This is a genomic window from Nitrospirillum amazonense (assembly GCF_007828045.1).
Lineage (GTDB): Bacteria > Pseudomonadota > Alphaproteobacteria > Azospirillales > Azospirillaceae > Nitrospirillum > Nitrospirillum amazonense_C.
Genome location: NZ_VITN01000001.1, coordinates 353,061 through 374,761 on the forward strand (window position 1 = coordinate 353,061; position 21,701 = coordinate 374,761).

General features: G+C 68.2%; 16 protein-coding genes. 5 read left to right on the plus strand and 11 right to left on the minus strand.

Annotation, left to right across the window (positions count from 1 at the left end; genetic code table 11):
* Positions 1 to 21 precede the first annotated feature (21 nt).
* From pgmB to FBZ89_RS01355, 4 genes are all read right to left on the minus strand, one after another.
* A complete protein-coding gene (gene pgmB / locus FBZ89_RS01340; RefSeq protein ID WP_145748233.1) occupies positions 22 to 666 on the minus strand; it encodes a beta-phosphoglucomutase in 645 nt (214 codons plus the stop codon).
* Positions 653 to 3,037, minus strand: coding sequence for a glycoside hydrolase family 65 protein (locus tag FBZ89_RS01345; protein WP_145748234.1), 2,385 nt, complete (start codon positions 3,035 to 3,037; stop codon positions 653 to 655). Before FBZ89_RS01345 ends, pgmB begins: the two co-directional genes overlap by 14 nt.
* Before the next feature lie 84 nt (positions 3,038 to 3,121).
* Complete coding sequence (locus tag FBZ89_RS01350) at positions 3,122 to 4,609, minus strand: MFS transporter (protein ID WP_246171971.1); 1,488 nt, start codon at positions 4,607 to 4,609, stop codon at positions 3,122 to 3,124.
* 157 nt (positions 4,610 to 4,766) lie between these two features.
* Complete coding sequence (locus FBZ89_RS01355; protein ID WP_186457132.1) at positions 4,767 to 7,220, minus strand: TonB-dependent receptor; 2,454 nt, start codon at positions 7,218 to 7,220, stop codon at positions 4,767 to 4,769.
* A gap of 689 nt (positions 7,221 to 7,909) precedes the next feature.
* Here FBZ89_RS01355 and FBZ89_RS01360 point away from each other — a divergent pair.
* Positions 7,910 to 9,004 carry a LacI family DNA-binding transcriptional regulator gene (locus FBZ89_RS01360; protein WP_211115062.1) on the plus strand — a complete coding sequence of 365 codons (1,095 nt, stop codon included), beginning with the start codon at positions 7,910 to 7,912 and terminating at the stop codon, positions 9,002 to 9,004.
* Positions 9,005 to 9,166: 162 nt separating this feature from the next.
* On the opposite strand, the gene FBZ89_RS01365 is transcribed toward FBZ89_RS01360, so the two are convergent.
* The 4 genes from FBZ89_RS01365 to FBZ89_RS01380 form a co-directional block, all read right to left on the minus strand.
* Positions 9,167 to 11,686, minus strand: a complete 2,520-nt coding sequence (locus FBZ89_RS01365) for a PepSY domain-containing protein (RefSeq protein ID WP_211115063.1) — start codon at positions 11,684 to 11,686, stop codon at positions 9,167 to 9,169.
* 250 nt (positions 11,687 to 11,936) lie between these two features.
* Positions 11,937 to 12,446 carry a hypothetical protein gene (locus FBZ89_RS01370; RefSeq protein ID WP_145748236.1) on the minus strand — a complete coding sequence of 170 codons (510 nt, stop codon included), beginning with the start codon at positions 12,444 to 12,446 and terminating at the stop codon, positions 11,937 to 11,939.
* Positions 12,447 to 12,928: 482 nt separating this feature from the next.
* Positions 12,929 to 13,765 carry a DUF2145 domain-containing protein gene (locus FBZ89_RS01375; protein WP_246171972.1) on the minus strand — a complete coding sequence of 279 codons (837 nt, stop codon included), beginning with the start codon at positions 13,763 to 13,765 and terminating at the stop codon, positions 12,929 to 12,931.
* A 22-nt stretch (positions 13,766 to 13,787) separates the two neighbouring features.
* On the minus strand, positions 13,788 to 14,144 hold the full coding sequence (locus FBZ89_RS01380) for a hypothetical protein (protein WP_145748237.1): 357 nt from the start codon (positions 14,142 to 14,144) through the stop codon (positions 13,788 to 13,790).
* An 84-nt stretch (positions 14,145 to 14,228) separates the two neighbouring features.
* Here FBZ89_RS01380 and FBZ89_RS01385 point away from each other — a divergent pair, with 84 nt between their 5' ends.
* The 3 genes from FBZ89_RS01385 (at position 14,229) to FBZ89_RS01395 (ending at position 16,355) form a co-directional block, all read left to right on the plus strand.
* Positions 14,229 to 14,825, plus strand: a complete 597-nt coding sequence (locus tag FBZ89_RS01385; protein WP_145748238.1) for a TetR/AcrR family transcriptional regulator — start codon at positions 14,229 to 14,231, stop codon at positions 14,823 to 14,825.
* A 139-nt stretch (positions 14,826 to 14,964) separates the two neighbouring features.
* Positions 14,965 to 15,492 (plus strand): MarR family winged helix-turn-helix transcriptional regulator, encoded by a 528-nt coding sequence (locus tag FBZ89_RS01390; protein ID WP_145748239.1) that lies wholly within the window; start codon positions 14,965 to 14,967, stop codon positions 15,490 to 15,492.
* Positions 15,489 to 16,355: a CPBP family intramembrane glutamic endopeptidase gene (locus FBZ89_RS01395; RefSeq protein WP_145748240.1), complete on the plus strand. Its 867-nt coding sequence runs from the start codon at positions 15,489 to 15,491 to the stop codon at positions 16,353 to 16,355. Before FBZ89_RS01390 ends, FBZ89_RS01395 begins: the two co-directional genes overlap by 4 nt.
* 42 nt (positions 16,356 to 16,397) lie before the next feature.
* Here the strand turns inward: FBZ89_RS01395 and FBZ89_RS01400 are convergent, their stop codons facing one another.
* The gene (locus FBZ89_RS01400) at positions 16,398 to 17,144 is read right to left on the minus strand and encodes a glucose 1-dehydrogenase (protein ID WP_145748241.1); all 747 of its coding nucleotides are present in this window, start codon (positions 17,142 to 17,144) and stop codon (positions 16,398 to 16,400) included.
* A gap of 144 nt (positions 17,145 to 17,288) precedes the next feature.
* Between FBZ89_RS01400 and FBZ89_RS01405 the strand changes: the two genes are divergently transcribed.
* The gene (locus tag FBZ89_RS01405) at positions 17,289 to 17,585 is read left to right on the plus strand and encodes an ArsR/SmtB family transcription factor (RefSeq protein ID WP_246171973.1); all 297 of its coding nucleotides are present in this window, start codon (positions 17,289 to 17,291) and stop codon (positions 17,583 to 17,585) included.
* A 45-nt stretch (positions 17,586 to 17,630) separates the two neighbouring features.
* Here FBZ89_RS01405 and FBZ89_RS01410 read toward each other — a convergent pair whose 3' ends face one another.
* Both FBZ89_RS01410 and FBZ89_RS01415 read right to left on the minus strand, forming a co-directional pair.
* Positions 17,631 to 19,253 (minus strand): GMC family oxidoreductase, encoded by a 1,623-nt coding sequence (locus tag FBZ89_RS01410; RefSeq protein WP_145748243.1) that lies wholly within the window; start codon positions 19,251 to 19,253, stop codon positions 17,631 to 17,633.
* 99 nt (positions 19,254 to 19,352) lie between these two features.
* Complete coding sequence (locus FBZ89_RS01415; RefSeq protein ID WP_246171974.1) at positions 19,353 to 21,695, minus strand: beta-glucosidase family protein; 2,343 nt, start codon at positions 21,693 to 21,695, stop codon at positions 19,353 to 19,355.
* Positions 21,696 to 21,701: the final 6 nt, after the last annotated feature.

Genomic DNA, 21,701 nt, shown 5'->3' on the forward strand with positions numbered 1-21,701 from the left:
GCGTAAGGATGGGCCGGCACGTTACAGGAAATCGCCGATGTGGAACTGCTCGGTCGTGGGCACGACATAGTCGGCCCGGGTCAGCACGGTGGGGTCGCCGATGCCGACGGCCACCATGCCGGCGTCCTTGATGCTGATGATGCCGGCCACCGAATCCTCGATGCCCAGGCAGCGTTCCGGTACGGCACCCACCAGGCGCGCGGCCTCCAGGAACAGGTCGGGCGCCGGCTTGGGCGCCTTGACCGCCGCCGGGTCGGCGATGGCGTCGATCAGGGGGGCGATGCCCAGCTGCCGCAGCAGGGGCGGGGCGTTGCGGCTGGCTGAGGCCAGGGCGACTTTCAAGCCGGCGGCCCGCACCTCCTCCAGCACCCGGCGGGCGCCGGGCAACAGATCGTCGGGCGTCTGCTCCGCGATGGCGGCGGTGTAGTAGCCGTTCTTGCGATCAGCCAGCACCCGCTTTTCCTCCGCCGTGCGCTGGACACCGCCCTGGGCCAAAATCAGATCCAACGACCCCATGCGGTCCACACCCTTCAGCTTCTCCTCGAAGGCGGGTTCCAGGTGGATGCCCAGTTCCTCCCCCAGGCGGCGCCAGGCGGCGAAATGGATGTGGGCGGTGTCGGCCAGCACCCCGTCCAGGTCGAACAGCACGGCATCAAAGCGCGGCATGGCGGGCGCCCTCCATCACCTGTTCCGGGGCCGTTGGCGTCAGGTGCACGACCTGGCCATGATGGCTCAGCGCCAGGCCGGGGCCGGCCAGCAGGCGATAGGTGGTTGCGGCGTCGCAACCGACGGCGACCTCCACCCGGTTGCCCTGGAACTCCAGTCGGAAGCGGTATCCGGTCCAGCCCGGGGGCAGGGCGGGGGCGAAGCGCAGGGTGCCGCCGAGGGCGTGCAGCCCGGCGAAACCCTGGACCAGGGCCATCCAGCTGCCGGCCATGGCTGCCATGTGCAGGCCATGGCCCGTGTTGTGGTGCAGGTCGTCCAAATCGACCAGGGCGGTGTCGTTGAAATAGGCCAGCGCCTTGTCCATCTGGCCCAGGCGCGCCGCCAACAGGGCGAACACGCCGGCCGACAGGGTGCTGTCATGCACCGTCACCGCCTCATAGAAAGCGAAGGACCGGCGCACGGCCTCAGGCTCGAACCGATGGGGCAGCAGGCAGAAGGCCAGCACGGCATCCGCCTGCTTGCACACCTGGTGGCGATACAGCACCAGGGGGTGGTAGTGCAGCAGCAGGGGATGGTGGTCGGCGGGCGTGCCGGCGAAATCCCAGGGCTTCTTGTCCAGGAAGCTGTCGTCCTGCGGATAAAGGCCGCTGGCCTCGTCATAGGGCAGGTACATGGCCGCCGCCGCCTGGCGCCAGCCCTCCGGCTCCTCCGTGCCCAGCCCGATGGCGGCGGCGATGCGGGCCAGGGCCTCCGGCTTCTCCCGGCCCAGGCGGGCCGCCATCTCGGCCGCGTACTCCAGGTGCGCCTGGGCCATGGCGTTGGTGTAGAGGTTGTTGTCCACCATGGCCGTGTATTCGTCCGGCCCCGTCACTTCATGAATGCAGAAGCGACCGCCACGGCGGGGATTGTAGTGCCCCATGTCCAGCCACAGGCGCGCCGTCTCGAACAGGATCTCGGCGCCGTGGCGCACCAGGAAATCATCGTCGCCGCTGGCGTCCATGTACTGGCGCACGGCGTGGGCGATGTCGGCGTTGATGTGGTACTGCGCCGACCCTGCGGGGAAATAGGCGGAGCATTCGGCGCCGCCGATGGTGCGCCAGGGGTACAGCGCGCCCTTGCGGTGGCCCATGGCGCGCGCGTGGGTGCGGGCGCCGTCCAGGGTGCGGTGCCGGTATTCCAGGATGGCGCGGGCCACGGTCGGCCGGGTGTAGACCAGCACCGGCAGGGCGAAGATTTCCGCGTCCCAGAAGTAATGGCCCTCATAGCCTTCGCCGCTCTGCCCCTTGGCGCCGACGGAGGTCAGGCCATCGCGCCCCGCCCCCTGCAGCAGCTGGAAAACGTTGAAGCGCACGGCGCGCTCCAACTCCGGCGTGCCTTCGATGGCGAGATCGGATGACAGCCAGAAATCTTGCAGCGCCTGGGTGCGCGCCTGGCGCAGCGCGGGCAGGCCGATTGTTTTGGCTTGGGCCAGGGCGGCCACGGCCGCGCGGGCCAGCGTCTCGTCATCGGCGTGGGTGCCGTCCACGCCCTTGTCGGCGGCATAGGCCACGCACTTCACCAGGGTCAGCACGGACCCGGGCGTGAGGGTCGTGCGCACGGTGTGGCTGACGATGCCCTGGTCGCGGATGCTGGCTGTCAGGATGGGCGCGGCGCTGGTGACGGTCACGCCATGGGTCATGGCCACAGCCACGCCCTGGCGGCTGCGGCCGGTACGCAGGACCATGCCGTCGCTGTCGTCCTCCTCGATCCAGCGGCGGAAGGCCAGGGCGGCCAGCTGCGGGCCTACGCGGGGGTCGTGCACGCCGCCTTCGTCCGCCGAGGGCGGCTGGTGCGGGGCCAGGCACGAATCCACCACCACCTCGGCGGTGAAGTCCTCCGCCGTCACCTGGTACTGGATGACGACGGGGCCGGGGTGGTCCTCCACCACCAGGCGCTCGGTCGCCAGCCGCAGGGTGCGCCCGGCGGGCGAGCGCCAGCGCAGGGCGCGGTGCAGCACGCCGGTGCGGAGATCCAGCCAGCGGTGATGCTCCAGCACGGTGCCGGTGGCCAGATCCAGCGGTTCGCCCTCCACGGTCAGGCCGATCAGGGTGCCGTCCGGCACCGGGATGCGGGTGTCGCTGGCCTCGGCGAAGCCCGGCGCCTTCTCGTGATAGCTGATGGGCGTGACCTCATAGACGCCGTTCAGATGCACCACGGGTGCGGTGGAGCGCGCATCCTCCTCGACACCGCCGCGCACGCCGATGAAGCCGTTGCCTAGGGTGAACAGGGATTCGGTGCATTTCAGCGCCGCAGGACTGTCGCCCTGGGCGATGACCACCCAGGGATCGGTGGCGGACGGGAGGGCGGGGAAGGGGGGGAGCGAGGCTGTCACGGGCGATCCACGTGGTTTCGATCTGCGGGTGGCCTAGGGGGTAACCAGGGCAAGGGGGCCTGGGTTCCCTCCGGCGGGGAAGGTTCAGCTGTGCGGGGTGGAGGACAGCGGCGCGGCCACGTCTTCCAGCGACCGGCCCTCCGCCTTCACGCCCAGCACCAGTTCGGCGATGGCGGCGGCAATCATCAGGCCGGCACCCAGGACGTAGCCCCACAGCACGTTGGTGCGCGAACCGGTGTCGATCAGGGCGCCGAACACCAGCGGGCCGCAGACGCCGCCCAAGCCGGTGCCGAAGGCGAAGAACAGCGAGATGGCGACGGCGCGGATCTCCAACGGGAAGCACTCGCTGACCGTCAGGTAGGCGGAGCTGGCGGCGGCCGAGGCGAAGAAGAAGATGACGCTCCACGCCAGCGTGATGGTGGTGGCGGTCAACAGGCCCTGCTGGAACAGGATGCCGGTGCCGATCAGCAGCACACCGGACAGGGCGTAGGTGCCGGCGATCATGGGCACCCGGCCGATGGTGTCGAAGAAGCGGCCGATGATCAGGGGGCCCAGGAAGTTGCCGGCCGCGAAGGGCAGGATGTACCAGCCCACGGAACTGGACGGCACGTCGAAGAACGAGGTCAGGACCAGGGCCTCGGTGAAGAAGATGGCGTTGTAGAAGAAGGCCTGGGCCGTCATCAGCGACAGGCCCAGCACCGTGCGGCGCCCGTAATCGCGCAGCAGCGACCGGGCCACGGCGGCGGTCGACACCGTTCGCAGCTCGCGCAGGCGCACGGGCGGGCCGGCGGGGGGCAGGGTCAGGCCCTGGGCCTGGATGCCGGCCTCGATGCGGGCGACGATGGCCTCGCCCTCTGGCACGCGGCCATGGGTCATCAGCCAGCGCGGGCTTTCCGGGATGGCGCGGCGCAGCAGCAGGATGAACAGGCCCAGCACGGCGCCGGTGAAGAAGCTGGCGCGCCAGCCCATGTCCGGCCCCAGGAACCCGGGGTCCAGCAGCACGACGGCGCCGATGGCGCCCAGGGCTGCCCCCAGCCAATAGCTGCCGTTGATCACCAGGGTGACCCAGCCGCGCGCACGGGCGGGGATCAGTTCCTGGATGGTGGAATTGATGGCCACGTATTCGCCGCCGATGCCGGCCCCGGTGATGAAGCGGAACAGCAGCAGGCTGGTGAAATCCCAGCTGAAGGCGGTGGCGGCGGTGGCGGTCAGGTAGACCAGCAGGGTGATGCTGAACAGCTTCTTGCGGCCCAGCCTGTCGGTCAGCCAGCCGAAGAACAGGCCGCCCAGCACGCAGCCGATGAGATAGGCGCTGCTGGCGGCCGAAACCTGGGCGTTGTTCAGCGCCAGCGACGGGCTTTCCTTCATGGCGCCGGCGACGGCGCCGGCCAGCGTGACCTCCAGCCCGTCCAGCACCCAGGTGATGCCGAGGGCGGCCACCACCAGGCTGTGGAACCGGCCCCAGGGCAGGCGGTCCAGCCGCGCCGGGATATCGGTTTCCGTCAACGCGGGCGGGCCGGAGGGCGGTGTGGTGATGGCGGTGGCGTTGGACACGGGCAGGGTCACCTTCACGGGGCAGGCCGAAGGAAAAGGAGCCGAAGGAAAAGGAGGATGGGCGGGCAAAGATCGGGGCAATGCCCGCCCATCCCCAGAGGCCGTCTTCGGGGCGACGGCCCCATGGTGTTCGGGCGCCGCCCTCTCACGGCGGCCCCCGGTGATCAACCGGCGGTCAGAACTTGGCCGCGGCACTCAGGTGGATGGACCGGCCGAACAGTGGGCGGCCCAGGAAGACGCCGCTGCTGCTGGTGCCGGACCCGACCACGCGGGCGTTGCCCTCGGTGATGCCCAGCTCGTCCGTCAGGTTGGTGCCGGTCAGCTGGACGGTGTAGCGGTCGAACTCGGCCGAGACGCCCAGGTCCAGGGTGTCGTAGGCCGGCAGCGGCTGCTGGTTGTTCGGGTCGCCGTAACGGTCGCCCACGTGGGTGTAGGTGCCGAACAGGCGCAGGCTGGCCCAATCCAACGGGATCTCGTACGACGGCGCGATGGAGAACTGGAACTTGGGCTGGCGCAGCACCTGGTCGCCGTTGAAGCTGGGGTTGTCCTGGTACTTGGCATCCAGATAGGTGCCGCGGAAGCTGACCGTCAGGTTGGTGACGGGCCGCACCGCCAATTCAAACTCCGCACCCCAGGCTTCCGATCCATAGATTTCGTTGATCAGGCTGCCGCTGCCGTCGGGGTTCACCACCTCCGCCTGGTACAGCAGGCCGGAGAAGGTGTTGTGGAAGCCGGTGACGTAGGCGCTGTAGTAGTGCGACGATGTCTTCAGGCCCACTTCCTGCTGCCGGATGTTGACCATCTGGTAGTCGCCGCCGCGCAGGGCGTCGAACTGCGGGAACTCGTGGCCGCTGTTGACGCGGGCGTACACGCTGAGGTCGTCGGTCAGGTAATAGTTGGCGCCGACGGTCCACGACGGCTCCGTCCGGTGGGAACTGACGCCGTAGTAGGTGCCGTTGGTGTAGCTGGCGGCATTGTCGTACAGCGTCAGCGGGTTGTTATCCAAGTCGCCGGTGCTGTCGTTGCTGATGGTGCCGTTGATGCTCTGGTGTTCCATGCGGAAACCGGCGTCCAGGCGCAGGTCCGGCGTGATCTTCCATTCGTCGGAGATGAAGCCGGCCACGGCGGTGCCGTCGTAGCTGGCGTCCAGCGCGTAGAAGGAACCGGAGGTCAGGCCCCCGCGCGAGGCCTTGGCGCCGTTGTTCAGCACCACGTCCACCGCCTGCGGGTGATTCTGCATGGTCAGCAGGTAGTTGTTGCCCAGGTACCACTGGTCCTTGGACGAATACTGGGCGAAATAGGCGCCCACCGTCAGGGTGTTGCCGGGGAACAGCTCATGGCTCAGGCGCGCGTCGTCGGTGAAGGACTGGATGCGCTTGTCCACCGACCACATGCCCACGGCGATGACCTGCTGGTTCATGTTGGTCAGGGCCGCACCCGAGCCGACGATCTTGGCCGAGCCGCCGGTGGCGATGCCGCCGGCCGCCGCCACCACGGCGGCGTTGGCGTTGGCCGAGGTCACGGTGTCGCTGATGAACTGGCCCAGCGTCTCGGGGTTCGAGCCCGTGAATTCCGACTGGGTGAAGGCCCGGCCGGTGACGAAGTTCATCTTGTTGCTGAGCTGCCAGCCCTTCAGGTCCAGATCCAGCGTGTTGCCCAGGGTGGTCAGCTGGATGCCGCGGCCGTCGCCGATGTCCAGGTTCTTGGACTGGCCGGGGCCGGTCTCGATGGTGACGTTGCGGACGTCGTTGCTGTACAGGCTGAAGGTGCCCGGATCGGTGCCGGGGAAGGCGGAGATGTCCTTGCCGCCGTTGCTGCTGACCAGCGGAATGGCGGTATAGAAGGCGTTCTTGTCGTCCGTGCGGCGGCCGTAGAACGTGAACTCGCCATTCTCGAACTTCTTGGTGATGTTGGCCACCACCTGGCCGCCATCGTCGGCGGGGAACTGGGTGCTGCGGATGCCCTCGTTATAGCGGTAGAAGCCGCCGACCATGAAGTTCAGGTCCTTGGTGATGGGGCCGCCGTAATAGGTATCGACGCGGTACAGCCCCTCGTCACCCACGGTCAGGCGGATGCTGCCTTCCGGCGTGTCCGTGCCCTTGCGCTGGATGAAGTTCACCGTGGCGCCCGGCTGGGCGTTGGAGAAGACGGTGGCCGGGCCGCCGCGCAGCACCTCCACCCGCTCCACCGTGTCGTCCAGGCGGATGAGGGTGGAGTTGTCCATGAACGACAGCGTGGGCGCCGGGTAGATGGGCGAGCCGTCGATCTGCATGGTGATGAAGGGCGCGTCGCCGCCGCCCGGGAACCCGCGCACGTCGATGTTGGGGCCGGCCGTGCCGCTGGTGGATTCCACCCACAGGCCCGGCGTCAGCTTCAGCAGGTCGGCGGTACCGTTGGGCTGCTGGGCGACGATGTCCTCGGCCTTGATGGTGCTGATGGCGAAGCTGGCGTCCAGCTTCTTCATGCCGTCGCTGCGCGCGGTGCCGGTGACGATGATTTCCTGCAGTTCCTCCACGGCGCCGTTGCCCGCCGCCTGCGGCGCCGGTGTGGTGTTCGCGGCTGTGGTGGTCGCCGTTTGCGCCAGGCCCACGGCCGGCATCAGCAGGGCGGCCAACGCGACGCCGCCCAACAACGCACCTATCCTGTGAGGATGTGACATTCTTCCCTCCCCTTATGTCTTGGTGGTGATCGTGACTTGGACTGGCTCGCCCCGTCGCGCCCTGACCCAAGGCTTCTTATCGGGATGGCACGCCCTGATTGGGCCGCTTACCACCCCTGCTTGAATAGGGCATTGATAACATCGAATGACATCGATAACAAGACATCGATGTCATTCGGGAGTCACGAAGGGTGCCGGGCGATGCATTGGCGCAACACCGGGGCGTAAACGGGGTAAACATTGCTGCGCTTGCGCTTCGCGGATGCAGCATAAATGCTGGATGTACCGCGCTTCCTTTAAACCCTTGGCGTATCAGTATCGTGCTCCTTCCCCCGTGTGGGGTATGACGCGGCGCTACTATTGTTATCGATGTCATTCAATGCTAGGGCTGGGCCCTCGAACAGGTGCGGGCCCCAGGCGGGAATGGGGGCGGGCCCACCCAGTGGAAACCGGGAGGATAGGGGATTGCCCCGGGCGGCACGTCTATCCGCATATGGGACTGGACGGCGACTCGATGACGCCGCCGGGCAGGGCCAGCCCGCGCTTGGCAAGGCCTCGTCTGGCAAGCACAGTGGGTTTATGAAACAGTCGTCGCCCGGAATGTCCGTTTATGGGGATGTTCCTTCTTCCCGGTTTCCTTTCTCGTTTCGGACCCGCTGATGAGCCCGCGCCCCGCCAAGTCCAGCCGCCCGGCGGCCTCGTCCGTGATGGCGGACTCCATTCCCGGTGGCGCCATCCCCGGCGACGCCCCGCGCCTGACCATGGCCGACCTGGCGGAACGGGCGCAGGTGTCCATCATCACCGTGTCGCGGGCCTTGCGCGACAGCCCGTCCGTGCGTGAGGACACGCGCCGCCGCATCCAGGACCTGGCGCGGGAGATGGGCTACCGCTTCAACGCCACGGCGCGGAACCTACGCCTGCAGCGCAGCCACACCATCGCCGTGGTGGTTGACATGAAGCCCACGCCGGAACGCCCCATGTCCGGTCCCTTCCCCTTGGATCTGCTGGGCGGCATCTGCCAGGAACTGACCACGGCCGGGTACAACGTGCTGCTGACCACGGGGCAGTCGCAGCCGGCCGCCGCCGTGCAGGCGGCCGACGGCGCCATCCTGCTGGGCCAGGGGGCGGACGACACCGCCGTGCGCCAGCTGCTGCCCATGGGCGTGCCGCTGGTGGTGTGGGGGGCGCCGCAGCCGGGCGTGGACCCCGTATTCGTGGGCAGCGACAACCACCAGGGCGGGGCGCTGGCCGCCGCCCGCCTTATCGAGACCGGCCGCCGCCGGCTGGTCTTCCTGGGCGACACCCGCCACCGCGAGAATGCCGAGCGCCTGCACGGCTTCACCGAAACCCTGGCGTCGGCCGGGGCGGTGCTGGCGGCGCTGGCGCCCTGCGACTTCACCTTCAACGCCGGCGTGGCGGCGGTGCGGGGCCTGCTGGCCGATGCGCCCGGTGGCCCCGTGGGCGGCGGTCCCCTGGGTGGCGGTTTCGACGGCATCTTCGCCTGCAGCGACGCCATCGCGCTGGGCGCCATGCGCGCCCTGACGGAGGCGAAGCTGACCGTGCCGGACGATGTCTCCGTCATTGGCTACGACGACACCCCCATGGCCGCCTTCCACACGCCGGCCCTGACCTCCGTCCACCAGAACTGGACGGAGGGCGGGGTGCGCCTGGCGCAGGCCGTGCTGGCGCTCATCAATGGCGAGCACCCGGACTCGCTGATCCTGCCGACTAGGCTAGTCGTACGCGCGACTTGATGCGTGTTCCTCAGGCGCCGGCAGGCGCGTCCGCGCCTTTGGCTGTCCTCGGTTTCCAGTCCGCTGATGCTCCCCGGAAACCTGCGGCGGCCCCGGTCGGGGCCTAACAGGCGATGGGCAATGCTCATCGCCTGTGGAAGGTTTATTTGGTGCGGTAGGACCTCAGTAAACATCCCGGCGATAGCGGCCCTCGGCCATCAACGCGTCCAGGCGGTCGCGGCCCAGGATGGCTTCCAGCGCCTGGTCGACGCCGGGCGCCATGCCCTCCAGGCTGCCGCAGACATACAGCGCGGCGCCCCGGTCCACCCAGTCCCGCACCGTGTCGCCCTGGGCCGCCAGGCGATCCTGGACATAGCCCTCGCCGTCGCGGGAATAGACCAGGTCCACGCGGGCCAGGGTGCCGTCGGCCTGCCAGGCCGCGATCTCCTCGGCATGCCAGGCGTCGGTGGCGGCACTCCGCTCCCCGAACAGCAGCCAAGCGTCGCCCAGGCCCAGGGCCCGGCGGTGCTTCAGGTGGCCGCGCAGGCCGGCCAGGCCGGTGCCGGCGCCGATCAGGATCATGGGCACCGCCGCCGCCGGGGCGTGGAAGCCGGGGTTGGCGCGCAGGCGCATCCGCACTTCGCCCCCCACCGCCGCGCCGGCCGTCAGCCAGCCGGAACCCAGGCCCAGGGTGCCGTCGGGCCGCGTCTGCTGGCGCACCAGCAGATCCACGCGGCCCTCGGCCGGCAGGCTGGCGATGGAATAGTCGCGGTGGTGGGCGCCGGTGTCGTTGCCGGGCAGGATCTGGGCGATGTCGCCGGGGGCCCAGTCGGGCGGGGGCTGGTCCAGCGGCTCCAGCGACAGGTGATAGGCGGGGCCGCCCGGGCTTCCCGGGTTCAGCAGGCGGCGCTCCACCAGGCGCCAGCGGCCATAGGCTTCCGGCGTCCAGTCGGGGGCGGCGCCGGCGCCAATGCCGCGCAACTGCTCTTGCCACTGGTGCAGGGCCTCGGCGCCATCCCCCGGGGCGTTGGCGTCCACCACCACGGGGTCGAACAGGCGGGTGGCGCCGCTGTCGCCCAGCCAGCGGTCCAGCGCGCGGCCGAAGCCGCAGAAGGTCTCATACTGCCGGTCACCCAGGGCCAGCACGGCGAACGCCACGCCGGTCAGGTCGGCGGGGGCCGCCATGCGCTTGCGGGCGAAGGCGCGGGCGTCGTCCGGCGGCTCCCCCTCGCCATAGGTGCTGGCCACCACCAGCAACCGGCCGCACAAGGTCCTGGGGTCCAGCTTGGCCAGCGGCAGCACCTGGGGCGCCAGGCCACCGTCGCGCAGCGCGCCCGCCGTGCGCCAGGCCAGCTGTTCCGCCGTGCCGGTCTGGCTGGCGTAGGCGATGGTCAGGGTGGTGCTGGCGGTGGAGGGGATCGCGGAAGCCCCGTCCAGGATGGCCCCATCTTGGGCGCCATCCCGGGCCAGGCGCACCGCCTTCTTCTTGCGGCGGCGGTCCAGGTACATCAGCAGGCCGGTGATGGTGAACAGGGGCATGGCCCCGGCCGCGGCCATGAACACCACGGCCCCCCCGGTGCCGAAATAGGTGCCCCGGTGCACGGTCAGCACCCCGGCCAGCAGCTGGGCGCCCAGCGCCTTGTCGGCGTAATGGCTCTCGGACGTCACCTGGCCCGTGGCGGTGTCCAGCACCATCTCGTCATAGGCCTGGTCCGCCGGCGCGCCCTGGGGGCGATAGCGCACGCGGGTGGGGCCGCCCGCCTTGCCCGGCGGGGTCAGCAGCGCCATGGCGTAGTGATCGCCCTCGCGCGCCAGGAAGGCGGCCCAGGCGGTATCGACCAGGATGGGGCCGGCGTCGCCCTTGCCCCGCTCCCGCCCGCCCTTCCCGCCTTTCGGGCCTTCCTCGCGCGCCGGCAGCGGCTGGCCGGTCAGCAGCCGGGTGGCGCCGTCGCGGTACCAGTCGTACGACCACCACAGGCCGGTCAGGCCGATGACCAGGTAGACCAGCAGCACCCAGGTGCCGATGACGGCATGCAGCGACCACAGGAAGGCGCGGCCCCTGGCCCCCGTGTCCAGCGCCAGCCAGGCCCGCCAGTCCAGCGGCCGGCGGGGCCAGCGCAGGTATAGGCCCGAGACGCAGAAGAACAGCAGGGCCATCACGGCGGCGCCCGTGATCTGCCGGCCCAAGCCGTCGCCGTTGCCGGGCAGGGCCAGCCAGCGGTGCAGCCGCCGGACGAAGGCGAAGAACTCCTCCCCCGTGGCGCGGCCCAGCACCGTGCCGTCATAGGGGTCGATATAGGCGCGCTCCCCCCGGTTGCCGCCCATCCCGCCGGCGAACAGCACGCGCGCCGCCTCATCCTTGCGGGCGGACAGGAACACGCCCTCCACCCGTGTGTCGGGCCGCTGCTCGCGCACCCGGGCCAGCAGGGCGTCGGGCGTCAGCACCGGCACCGCGCGCGGCGCCACCGTAATCACGCCGGGGCTCAGCGCCCGCATGATCTGGTCCTCAAAGCTCATGGTGGCGCCGGTGATGCCCATCAGGGCCAAGACGAAGCCCAGCGTGATGCCCAGCAGCCAGTGCAGCTGGTAGACCACCCACCGCCCGGTGAGGCCCGCCGGCAACCGGCGCGCCTCACCGGGCGCACGAATGCTCTGGCTGGCCACGGCGTCGCCGCCGGCCTGATTTCTGGTCACGCTGGTCACGGTCACGTCCCCCGGGCGACGTCCCACCGCCCGATATTGCAAATCACTCGCAACTCTTATAGCGGGCAGACGGGACGTTGGGAAGGGGCGTTGGTCGGGGGTGGTGTGGGAGGTTCTGACGGCGGTAGCGGCGGCCTTGGCGCGGCGCCGACAAATCGCTCGCCAAGTTCAATTGCGCGGCGGGTCGACCTTTCTCGACAGTATAGCCAAGAAGTGAAGCAGGAAGACGCCCCGGCGGATGCGGGATTTATCATCCGGGGCGTGGAAAAATTATCTTATTGCTTCCCCAGGATGAACAAGCGTCGCCGGATAAAGCATGTTTGTGGCAGGCTTGAACGCTCGCTTCGTAGCTGATGCCGTAATCGACCTCCACGTTATAGGCGCAGCGCGGCAAAGGACGGCCTTCATTGGTGTAGTATCCACAATTTTTACCGAAATCGATTTCCTTTATAATAAAGGGTGTTTTACCCGCTTCACCGAAGCGGATGTGGACAGCGTCCCTGCAAGAGGCCGGGCCCAAGAACTCCCACGCAATCTGCAAATGTATCTTTCCAGGGTTCACGCCAGGGCCGTTGGCCCAAGACACCCTCGGTTGGAATTTTCTGCATTCATTACCGGCGGTGGCTGCTGTCACTGAAATTGTGGTGAGAGTCGTGGCCAATGTAACAATCGTTGCAAGGCGCCTCGCAGTCATCTTGGAGCCTCGCTTCCACACATCCGATTTTAAATGAATTAACGGAATGCCCTTTATTCCAGCCATGGTAGTCCTCCAACGGACAGTTTTCCCATATTCGAAATCTGCGAAAGGGATTGCATGGCTTCTCTTTCCGAATGGATAGGGGCTGCCTTGCATTCGGGCAGGATGATAGGCTATGCGCGAGCTTAATAAGAGCGGGAATAAGTGAGTAAATCCACACGCTATAATATTTATTCCCATATTTATTTTGACTATATGCTTAAGAGGCGTAACCGCTTGAACGGTGCCATGGGATGCAAAAGGGGCCATTGCTACCCCCGATCCCACAATTTTCCATGAATTGCGAGGGTGGCGGCGTCAGGGCTATTGCATTGTGTCCGATGACGGATCTTGCGAAGGCGTCGGACCATCCGGAGCGTTTACCTTTCTCCGGATAGAGGTTCGGGCCTTGCGGACGTCGAGGGCGACTTTTCTGGTGATGACGCGGTCTTTGGGTCCGTGGTCTTTGCGGGCGCGCGGCGTTCATGTCTGGTGGTGGACCAAACTCAATCGGGCTGAACGGTGAACGCTTGGGAACCGGCGTCATATTCGCGTACGAAGTCGGAAATCCGCTCGAAGGTCGCGGTGACGGGCGTGCCGGCCTGATCCGAGGTGGATACGCCGGCCATGAACATAGACCCGACCAAAAGCTTGAGCGGGCTGACGGTGACCGGCTGGGCGGTGAAATAGGCGTTTTCCGCCGCTTTGATCTTTGCGATGTCGCCGGTCCGGTAAATCGCCGCGGTTATGACATCGAGCACGAACTCCGTGCAGTTCTGTCGCCCAAGTGTATAGGGGTTGGCGATAACCGAATAATGGGGATCGTGCAGGCGGGCGTAGGTCGAGGACCGGATGACGTCCAGGATCCGGTCCTGCAGTTTTTCCGATGGTATGAGGATTCCGGCCTCTAGCGCGTGCACGCCCGAGAAGAAATCGCTTGGGTAATCTTGCACGAGGTCGCTGCGCTCTGGATGGGCGTCCTCCTGATACAAGTTGTACATGGCATAGCCTGGAACGGTCTGCCCGTCGGATGTCGTGATCTGCGAATAAACGGCAAATCCGACGTGGGAGTAATGGAAGCCATCGGGAACCTGGTCGAGCGGTACCCCGACCCTACCGACGATCGCCACGCGGGCTCCCGTTGCCGCGAGCGTTTTCTCGACCTTTTTCGCAAATGTCGCGATTTCATCCGAGCTGAACGGGGTCTCATCAGCGGTGCCACGGCCACTTGAGCTGTGGCCCGGACTGGCTGCAGAGGCGGTTGATGTCAAAAGAAAAAAGAGGAAAAGGATCCGCGCGGAAAAGCCCCTCATTTCCTGCTCCATAGCCAACGCATCCGACAACCAATTCACCTGACGTGCGGGGTTATTTTTCCAGCGCGGCGTTGGGCGGGACGACGGTGATCGTCTGGTCCGTGACGGGCAGCGCCTTTCCCGACGGGGCCGATGCGGCGGCCATCGACGTTTTGGCCATGGCCGCGCTGGCGTTGCCCACGCCGCCCGATACCGCGCCCCCCACTGCCAGGGGGACGGAGGACGCGCCCAACGCCGCCTGGCCAGAGGCGGCGACGGCGTGCGCGGCGCTGCTACTTGCCAATGCACCCGCCTGCGAGGCTTGTTTAAGGGCGACGGCGGTATTCGAATTATCACCCGCGCAACCCGTGACGGTGACGGCGGCGATCAGCCCAAGGCCCGTTAGGCCGGTGATTTTGATTTTTGACATCCGCTGCTCCAGCGTTAAAATTGAACAACGTTCAGATAGATATCCTCATTATGAACGCCGTTCAATATATTTCTTGGAGTCCCTATGGCCAGACGATCCGATCATTCCCGCGAAGAGTTGGCGGCGCTTGTGCTGCAGGCGGCGCGCAAAATCGTGGTGGAAGAGGGCGCCGAGGCCGTGACCATGCGCAAGATGGGCGCCTTGATCGGCTATGCGCCCGGCAGCATCTACAACGCCGTCGGCGATCTCGACGCGGTGCTGCGCCAGGTCAACGCGATGACGCTGAAGCAGATGGCCGATCAACTTGACGCCGTCGTGGCCACTCATGGGCCGGGTACAATCGAGAACGCCTTGGCGATCGCCGAAAGCTATGTCGACTTCGTCCTGAAGAACCCGAACCTCTGGACGGCCCTGCTGAATCGGCCACCCCAGCCGGGAGAAGCCGTTCCCGATTCCTATTCCCGGCCGCGTGCGCGTCTGATCGAGATCGTCGCCACGGCGATCGCCCCGCTGGTCACCGACATCGTGGCAAGGCAGAGGGCGGTCGTTGCCCTCTGGGCTGCTTTGCAGGGGGTCGCGTCGCTTGCAAGTGGGGGCAATTACGAGTTTCTGGCCCGGGACATTGACCCCAAGGACATCGCCCGATCCATCGTCAAGCGGTACCTGACGGGGCTTGACTAAAGCCCTTCGGCGTCTGTCGACGCGCTGGAAATCTGAAATAGCGACGAGAATTCTGGCCGGGGACGGTCCCGGGGGTGGCTCGGTATTAAGCCAAAGAAAATTATATCATCGCTTATATAAGTGGTGATATGGTCACCGCATGAAACAGGGATTGGGAACTCAACTGCGCCATCTGATCGAACTGCTGGACGGGGCGGTCGATGCCGCCTATGGCGAGGCGGGGCTGGCTTACCGGCCGCGCTACACGCCCGTCATGCGGGTGCTGGCGGCGCACGGCAGCCTGACGGTGGGGCGTATCGCGGAACTGGCCGGCATCACCCAGCCGGCCGTGACGCAGACCCTGGCGCTGATGAAGGCCGACAAGCTGGTGTCCATCACCGCCAGCGACAGCGACGCGCGCCAGCGCGTGGTGCGGCTGAGCGCGCATGGCGTGTCGCTGCTGGACCGCCTGCGGGACTGTTGGGACGCCACCCGCCAGGCCGCCGACAGCCTGGACGCCGAGCTGCCCTATCCCTTGTCCCTTTGCCTGCACGAAGCCATCGAGGCCCTGCGGCGGCAGTCGTTCGGCGACCGCATCCGCGCCGCGCGGCGCGGGCAGGCCGATGCTCACTCGCGGCCCGACACCGCCCCTGACCTGGCCCCATCCCCCCACTTGGAAAGCGAATGATGGATCACACTTTGGCCCTGGCCGCCCCCCGCCCCAGCTTCGCCCTGCGGGTGATGGCCCACCCGGTGACGCGCATCCTCATCGGCACGCTGCTTACCTTCGCGCCGGTGCCGCTGATCATGATCCTCACCGCCAAGCTGGTGGATAAGCCCTATCGCGTGGTGTGGCCGCAGCTGCTGGCGGCCGCCTTCGTCTGGCTGGGCTATCGCTTTTATGTGCGGCGGATCGAGGGGCGCCCGATGGCGGAGCTGGCGCTGCCGCAGGCGCCGCGCGAACTGGGCCTGGGCCTGCTGCTGGGGGTCGCCCTGGTGTCCGCCGTTTTCGGGCTGCTGGCCGCGCTCGGCGTGTACCGGGTCGATGGGGTCAATGGCGTGAGCCTGGCCCTGCTGCCGCCCCTGGCCGAATTGGTGCTGGTCGCCCTGGCGGAGGAGGTGGTGTTTCGCGGCATCGTGTTCGGCGTGACCGAGCGGGCGCTGGGCAGCCGTGCCGCCCTCGCCCTCTCCGCCCTGCTGTTCGGCCTGATGCACCTGCCCAACGAAGGCATCTCCGTTCTGGCGGTGGCCGCCGGTTGCGCCTACGGCGTGCTGCAGGCCGCGATCTATATGAAGACGCGCCGCCTGTGGCTGTGCGTGGGCAGCCATATCGGCTGGAATTACACGGTGGGCCAGGTGTTCTCCACCACGGTGTCGGGCCACGCGGTCACTGCCGGCCTGGTGCGCGGGGAGCTGGCCGGGGCGCCGTGGCTGACCGGCGGCGCCTTCGGGGTCGAGGGCTCGCTGATCTCGCTGGTGGTGATCACCGTCGCCGCCCTGGCCTGGCTGCGCCCGGCCCTCAAGCACCCAACCCTCAAGCACCCGGCCTGACGTGTGCCCCCCGAAGGGGAGCACACGGGCGGGACGTGCCGCTCAGCGCAGGCCGCCGCTGGCGGTCAACCGTTCACCGGTCAGCCAGCGCGCGTCGTCGGAGGCGAGGAAGACGGCCACGGCGGCGATGTCGTCCGGCCGGCCGATACGGCCCAGCGGGGTTTGCGCCACGAAGCCGTGTTCGATGTCGGAACCGACGACCCCGGCGGTGTGCGTGCCCTCGGTCTCCACCAGGCCCGGGTTGATGGCGTTGACCCGGATCTTGCGCGGGCCCAGTTCTTTGGCCAGCACGCCGGTGATGACGTCCACCGCGCCCTTGGTTCCGGTGTAGACGGCCGAGGTCGGCATCAGCACGCTGGTGACGGCGGACGAGATGTTGATGATGCTGCCACCCTCGCCCAGGTGCTTCGCGGCCGCTTGGGTGGTCAGCAGCAGGCCCAGCACGTTGACGTCGAAGATGCGGCGGTAGTGTTCCTCGGTCACCTCCTCGATGGCGGCGAATTCATAAACGCCGGAGTTGTTGACCAGGATGTCCAGGCGGCCGAATTCCTTGACCGCCGCGTCGATCAGGCCCTGCGCCTGGTCCGCCTTGGTGACATCGCCCTGCACGGCGAGGGCCTTGCCGCCGGCCGCCGCGACCGCCTGGACCACCACGTCCGCGCCGGCCTTGCTCGATGCGTAGTTGACCACCACGGCGGCGCCCTCCGCCGCCAGCGCCTTGGCGATGCCGGCGCCGATACCCTTGGAGGCGCCCGTCACCACGGCGACCTTACCGGTAAGCTTTCCCATGTTTTCCGTTCCCTTTTGACTCGGGTAGCCGGAGGATGCCGGCTTTGTCCCATAGTTCGGAATATCGGAACTATTGAAGCGGGCAACAAGCCCCCTCATATTAAAAAAATCATGAGGCCCTTATCCCACCCCGCGGTCGCGGACATGCGACCGGAAGCCATCCTTCACGCCCTGTCCGATCCCGTGCGCGCGGCGATCTTCACCCAGATTTCTGGGCAGGGCTGTGTGCAGGCGTGCTCGGAGGTCGCGATGGTGGGCGACAGGGCCATCCCCAAATCCTCGCTGTCCCACCACATCAAGGTGCTGCGCGAGGCCGGCCTGATCCGGTGCGAGCGGCACGGCGTGGAAATGCGCAACCATTCGCGCTGTTCCGAGGTGGATCAGCGCTTCCCGGGCCTTATCGCGGCGATCCTGGGCGCCTACGCCCTGGTCGGGGTGTAAGGAAACATCGCCCTCCATCGGCGCCCCCATCGGCGCCGCTCCCCGCTACCGCGCATCCTCCAGGATCATGGCGGCCGCCCGTTCCGCGATCATCATGGTGGGCGAGGCGGTGTTGCCCGAGGTGATGCGCGGCATGACCGAGGCGTCGGCCACGCGCAGGCCCTGCACACCGATGACCCGCAGGCGGGCGTCGGTGACGGCGTGGGGGTCGCCGGGGTCGCCCATGCGGGCGGTGCCCACGGGGTGGAAGATGGTGGTGCCCACGTCGCCGGCGGCCTGCGCGATGTCGGCGTCGCTCTGCAGATGGATGCCGGGCTTGTATTCCTCGGGTTTGAAGGCGGCCAGCGCCGGTGCCTGGGCGATGCGGCGGGCCAGGCGCAGGCTGTCCACCGCCACCCGCCGGTCCTCCTCCGTCGCCAGGTAGTTGGGCTGGATCAGGGGGGCGTCGGTGGGGTCGGGGCTGCGCGCGTGGATGCCGCCCCGGCTGGTGGGCCGCAGGTTGCAGACGCTGGCGGTGAAGGCGCCGAAGGGGTGCAGGGCGTCGCCGAACTTGTCCAGCGACAGGGGCTGGATGTGGAATTGCAGGTTGGGGGTGGCGTATTCCGGCCCGCTGCGGGTGAAGGCGCCCAGCTGTGACGGCGCCATGGTCAGCGGCCCGCGCCGGCGCAGGGCATAGTCCAGCCCCATCCACGCCCGGCGGGGCAGGGACTGGTGCAGCAGGTTCAGGGTGGGCACGCCCGTCACCTTGAAGATGGGGCGCAGCTGCAGGTGGTCCTGCAAATTCTCCCCCACCCCCGGGCGGTCGGCGACCACCGCCACGCCCAGGTCGCGCACCCGCTTCCCGGCGCCGATGCCGGAGCGTTCCAGCAGGGCCGGCGTCGCCACGGCGCCGGTGGCCACCACCACCTCTCGCCGCGCCGCCAGGGTGCGGACGCCGCCCGGCATGTGCAAGCGCACGCCGGTGGCACGCTGGCCCTCGACCGTCAGGCGGTCGGCCAGGGCGCCGGTGATGACGGTCAGGTTGGGGCGGTGGCGCACGGGGTCGAGGAAGGCTCGGGCGGCACTCCACCGCCGGCCGCCCTTCTGGTTCACCTGGAAATAGCCGCAGCCCTCGTTGTCGCCGCGGTTGAAATCCTCCGTCCGGGGAATGCCGCATTGCCCGGCGGCGTCGATGAACGCGTCCAGCAGGGCCCAGCGGATGCGGGGGTGATCGACATGCCACTCGCCGCCGGCCCCGTGGAACAGGCTGGCGCCCGCCACATGGTCCTCCTGCGCCAGGAAGGTGGGCAGCACATCCGCCCAGCCCCAGCCCTCCAGCCCCATCTGGCGCCAGCCGTCATAGTCGGCGGCCTGGCCGCGCATATAGATCATGGCGTTGATGGCGGAGCAGCCGCCCAGCACCTTGCCGCGCGGATAGGCCAGGCTGCGGCCGTTCAGTCCTGGCACCGCCTCGGTCCTGAACATCCAGTCGGCGCGGGGATTGCCGATGGCGAACAGATAGCCGACGGGGATATGGAACCAGATCCAGTCGTCCTTGCCGCCGGCCTCCACCAGGGCCACGCGCACGCCCGGATCGGCGGACAGCCGGTTGGCCAGCACGCACCCGGCCGAGCCCGCGCCCACGACGACGTAGTCGAAGATATCGGTGTCGGCGGCGGCGGTGGTCATGCGGGCGGCCCTCCCAGGCGGTTGTTTCCGCCAGTGTCGGCCGCCCACGGGGTGCCTGGCAAGCGCCGGGGTGTCATCCCCGGCGCCGCGGGACTGTCATCACGGCTTCAGGGCTTGGGCCTTCAGCGTCACGGCCTGCTTCTCCCCCAGGCTCAAGGCGTCGCTGCCCAGGGCCACGGTGTAGCTGCCGGCCGCCACCTTCCACTCATGGGCCTGGGTGTCGAAATCGGCCAGCAGGCGCGGATCGACGCTGATGCTGACCGTCTTCTTCTCGCCCGGCTTCAGGTCCACGCGGCCAAAGCCCAGCAGGCGGGTGCGGTTGCCCTGGGGGCCTGACAATAGATAGACCTGCCCCACGTCCTGGCCGGCGCGCTTGCCGGTGTTGGTGACGGTGAAGCTGATCTTCATCGCCTCGCCCGTCTTGGTGCCGGCGGCGGCCTTCAGCCCGCCTTGCGCGAAGGTGGTGTAGCTGAGGCCATAGCCGAAGGGGAACAGGGGCGTCAGGCCCTTGGCCGCGTACCAGCGATAGCCCACGTCCGACTTCTCCGGATAATGGGCGTCGATCAGCTTGGTTCGGTCGCGCTCATAGAAGCCGGCCAGCACCGGGCTGGGCAGCTGGCTTTCATCCTTGGGGAAGGTGATGGGCAGGTGGCCCGAGGGGTTGACGTCGCCGAACAGCACGTTGGCGATGGCCTGGCCGCCGCGCGTGCCGGGGTACCAGGCCTCGACCACGCCGGCCACCTTGTCCAGCCAGGGCATGGCGACGGGGCCGCCCGTCTCCAGCACCACGATGGTGTTGGGGTTCGCGGCGGCCACGGCGGCGATCACCGCGTCCTGGCCCTGGGGCAGGCTGAGGTCGGGCACGTCCTGGCCCTCGATGTTCCATTGCGTGGCGAAGACGATGGCGATGTCCGCGTCCTTGGCGGCGGCCACGCTTTCGCTGACGTAACGCCCGTCGGCGAAGAACACGGCGTCCTTGCCGGCCTTGTCCTCGATGGCCTTCAGGGGCGCGTCGGGTTGGTACACGGCGTCGGAGATGTGGACCAACTCACCGGTCCCGCCGATGTGGACGAAGGCGCCGTTCTTGTAGTCATGGTTGGGCCCGTCGGCCGCCAGCACCTGGGACGAGCCGCCGCCCGACAGCACGCCCACGTCCGCCAGCCCGCCGATGACGGCGATGCGCTTGCCTTTAGCCAGGGGCAGGACATCACCCCGGTTCTTCAGCAGCACGATGCCCTGTTCGGCGACCGTGCGGGTGATGGCGGCGTGGGCCTGGAAGTCGATGGGGCCGGTGGGGGCCTTCACGTCGAACACGCCGGTGGCGAACAGGGAGCGCAGGATGCGCCGCACCATGTCCGACACGCGGGCCGCCGGGATCTGGCCGCCCTCGACCGCCGCCTTCAGCGGCTTGTCGAAGAACACCTCCTTGTCGATCTGCTCACCCGACTGCTGGTCCAGGCCGTTCATGACGGCGCTCAGCGCCGGGGTGGCGCCCCAGTCGGACATGACCCAGCCGGGATAGGCCCAGTCGCCCTTCAGCACCTTGTTCAGCAGGAAGTCACTGTCGCAAGCCCAGGGACCGTTGACGCGGTTGTAGGAACACATGACCGAGCCGGGCTTGCCCGCCTCGATGGCGAACTGGAAGGCCAGCAGGTCGCTTTCGCGCAGCGGCGCCTCGTCGATCACGGCGCTCACGGCGCGGCGGCTCGATTCCTGGCTGTTGATGGCGAAGTGCTTCACCGTCGCCACGATATGCTGGTCCTGGGTGCCGCGGATGGCCTGGCCCGCCAGCGTGCCGGCCAGCAGGGGATCCTCGCCCAGATATTCGAAATTGCGGCCGTTGCGCGCCTCGCGCGTCAGGTTCACCCCACCGCCCAGCAGGACGTTGAAGCCTTTGCGCGTCGCCTCGTCACCCACCATGGCGCCGCCCTGGTAGGCCAGCTCCGGGCTCCACGTCGCGGCGATGGCCAGGCCGGCGGGCAGGCCGGTGGCGCCGTCGGGGCGCAGGCGGTGGGGGGTGGCCACGCCCAGGCTGGCGTCCGTCTCGCGCAGCGCGGGGATGCCCAGGCGCGGCACGCCGGGGATGTAGCCGGCGGACCAGACGACGCCGTCCGGCAAGCCTTCGATCTTGTAGGGCAGGGCCATGATGCCGTGCAGCATGCCGATGCGCTCATCCAGGGTCAGCTGGCTTTCCAGCAGGCGCGCCCGTTCATCCGGCGACAGCTTGGTGTTCATCCACGGGCCCGGCACCGACGGGGTGGGCGGCACGGCGGCGGCGGTCGCCCGCGCCGACATCTCGGCCTCCAGCGCGATCTGGGCGTGGGCCGGCGAAGTCAGCGCGCCCCCAATCATCAGCGCGCTGAGGGCGGCGCCAGCGGCGAGGCGGCGGGTGAAGGTACGGGGCGTGGAAGGCAGGCAGGACCCAAACGGCGCATGGGGCACGAACGT

Coding starts and splice junctions, on each gene's coding strand:
- pgmB (WP_145748233.1), bottom strand. CDS start 666: ATGCCGCGCTTTGATGCCGTGCTGTTCGACCTGGACGGGGTGCTGGCC.
- FBZ89_RS01360 (WP_211115062.1), top strand. CDS start 7,910: ATGAGCCCGCGCCCCGCCAAGTCCAGCCGCCCGGCGGCCTCGTCCGTG.
- FBZ89_RS01370 (WP_145748236.1), bottom strand. CDS start 12,446: ATGGCTGGAATAAAGGGCATTCCGTTAATTCATTTAAAATCGGATGTG.
- FBZ89_RS01380 (WP_145748237.1), bottom strand. CDS start 14,144: ATGTCAAAAATCAAAATCACCGGCCTAACGGGCCTTGGGCTGATCGCC.
- FBZ89_RS01385 (WP_145748238.1), top strand. CDS start 14,229: ATGGCCAGACGATCCGATCATTCCCGCGAAGAGTTGGCGGCGCTTGTG.
- FBZ89_RS01390 (WP_145748239.1), top strand. CDS start 14,965: ATGAAACAGGGATTGGGAACTCAACTGCGCCATCTGATCGAACTGCTG.
- FBZ89_RS01395 (WP_145748240.1), top strand. CDS start 15,489: ATGATGGATCACACTTTGGCCCTGGCCGCCCCCCGCCCCAGCTTCGCC.
- FBZ89_RS01400 (WP_145748241.1), bottom strand. CDS start 17,144: ATGGGAAAGCTTACCGGTAAGGTCGCCGTGGTGACGGGCGCCTCCAAG.
- FBZ89_RS01405 (WP_246171973.1), top strand. CDS start 17,289: ATGCGACCGGAAGCCATCCTTCACGCCCTGTCCGATCCCGTGCGCGCG.
- FBZ89_RS01410 (WP_145748243.1), bottom strand. CDS start 19,253: ATGACCACCGCCGCCGCCGACACCGATATCTTCGACTACGTCGTCGTG.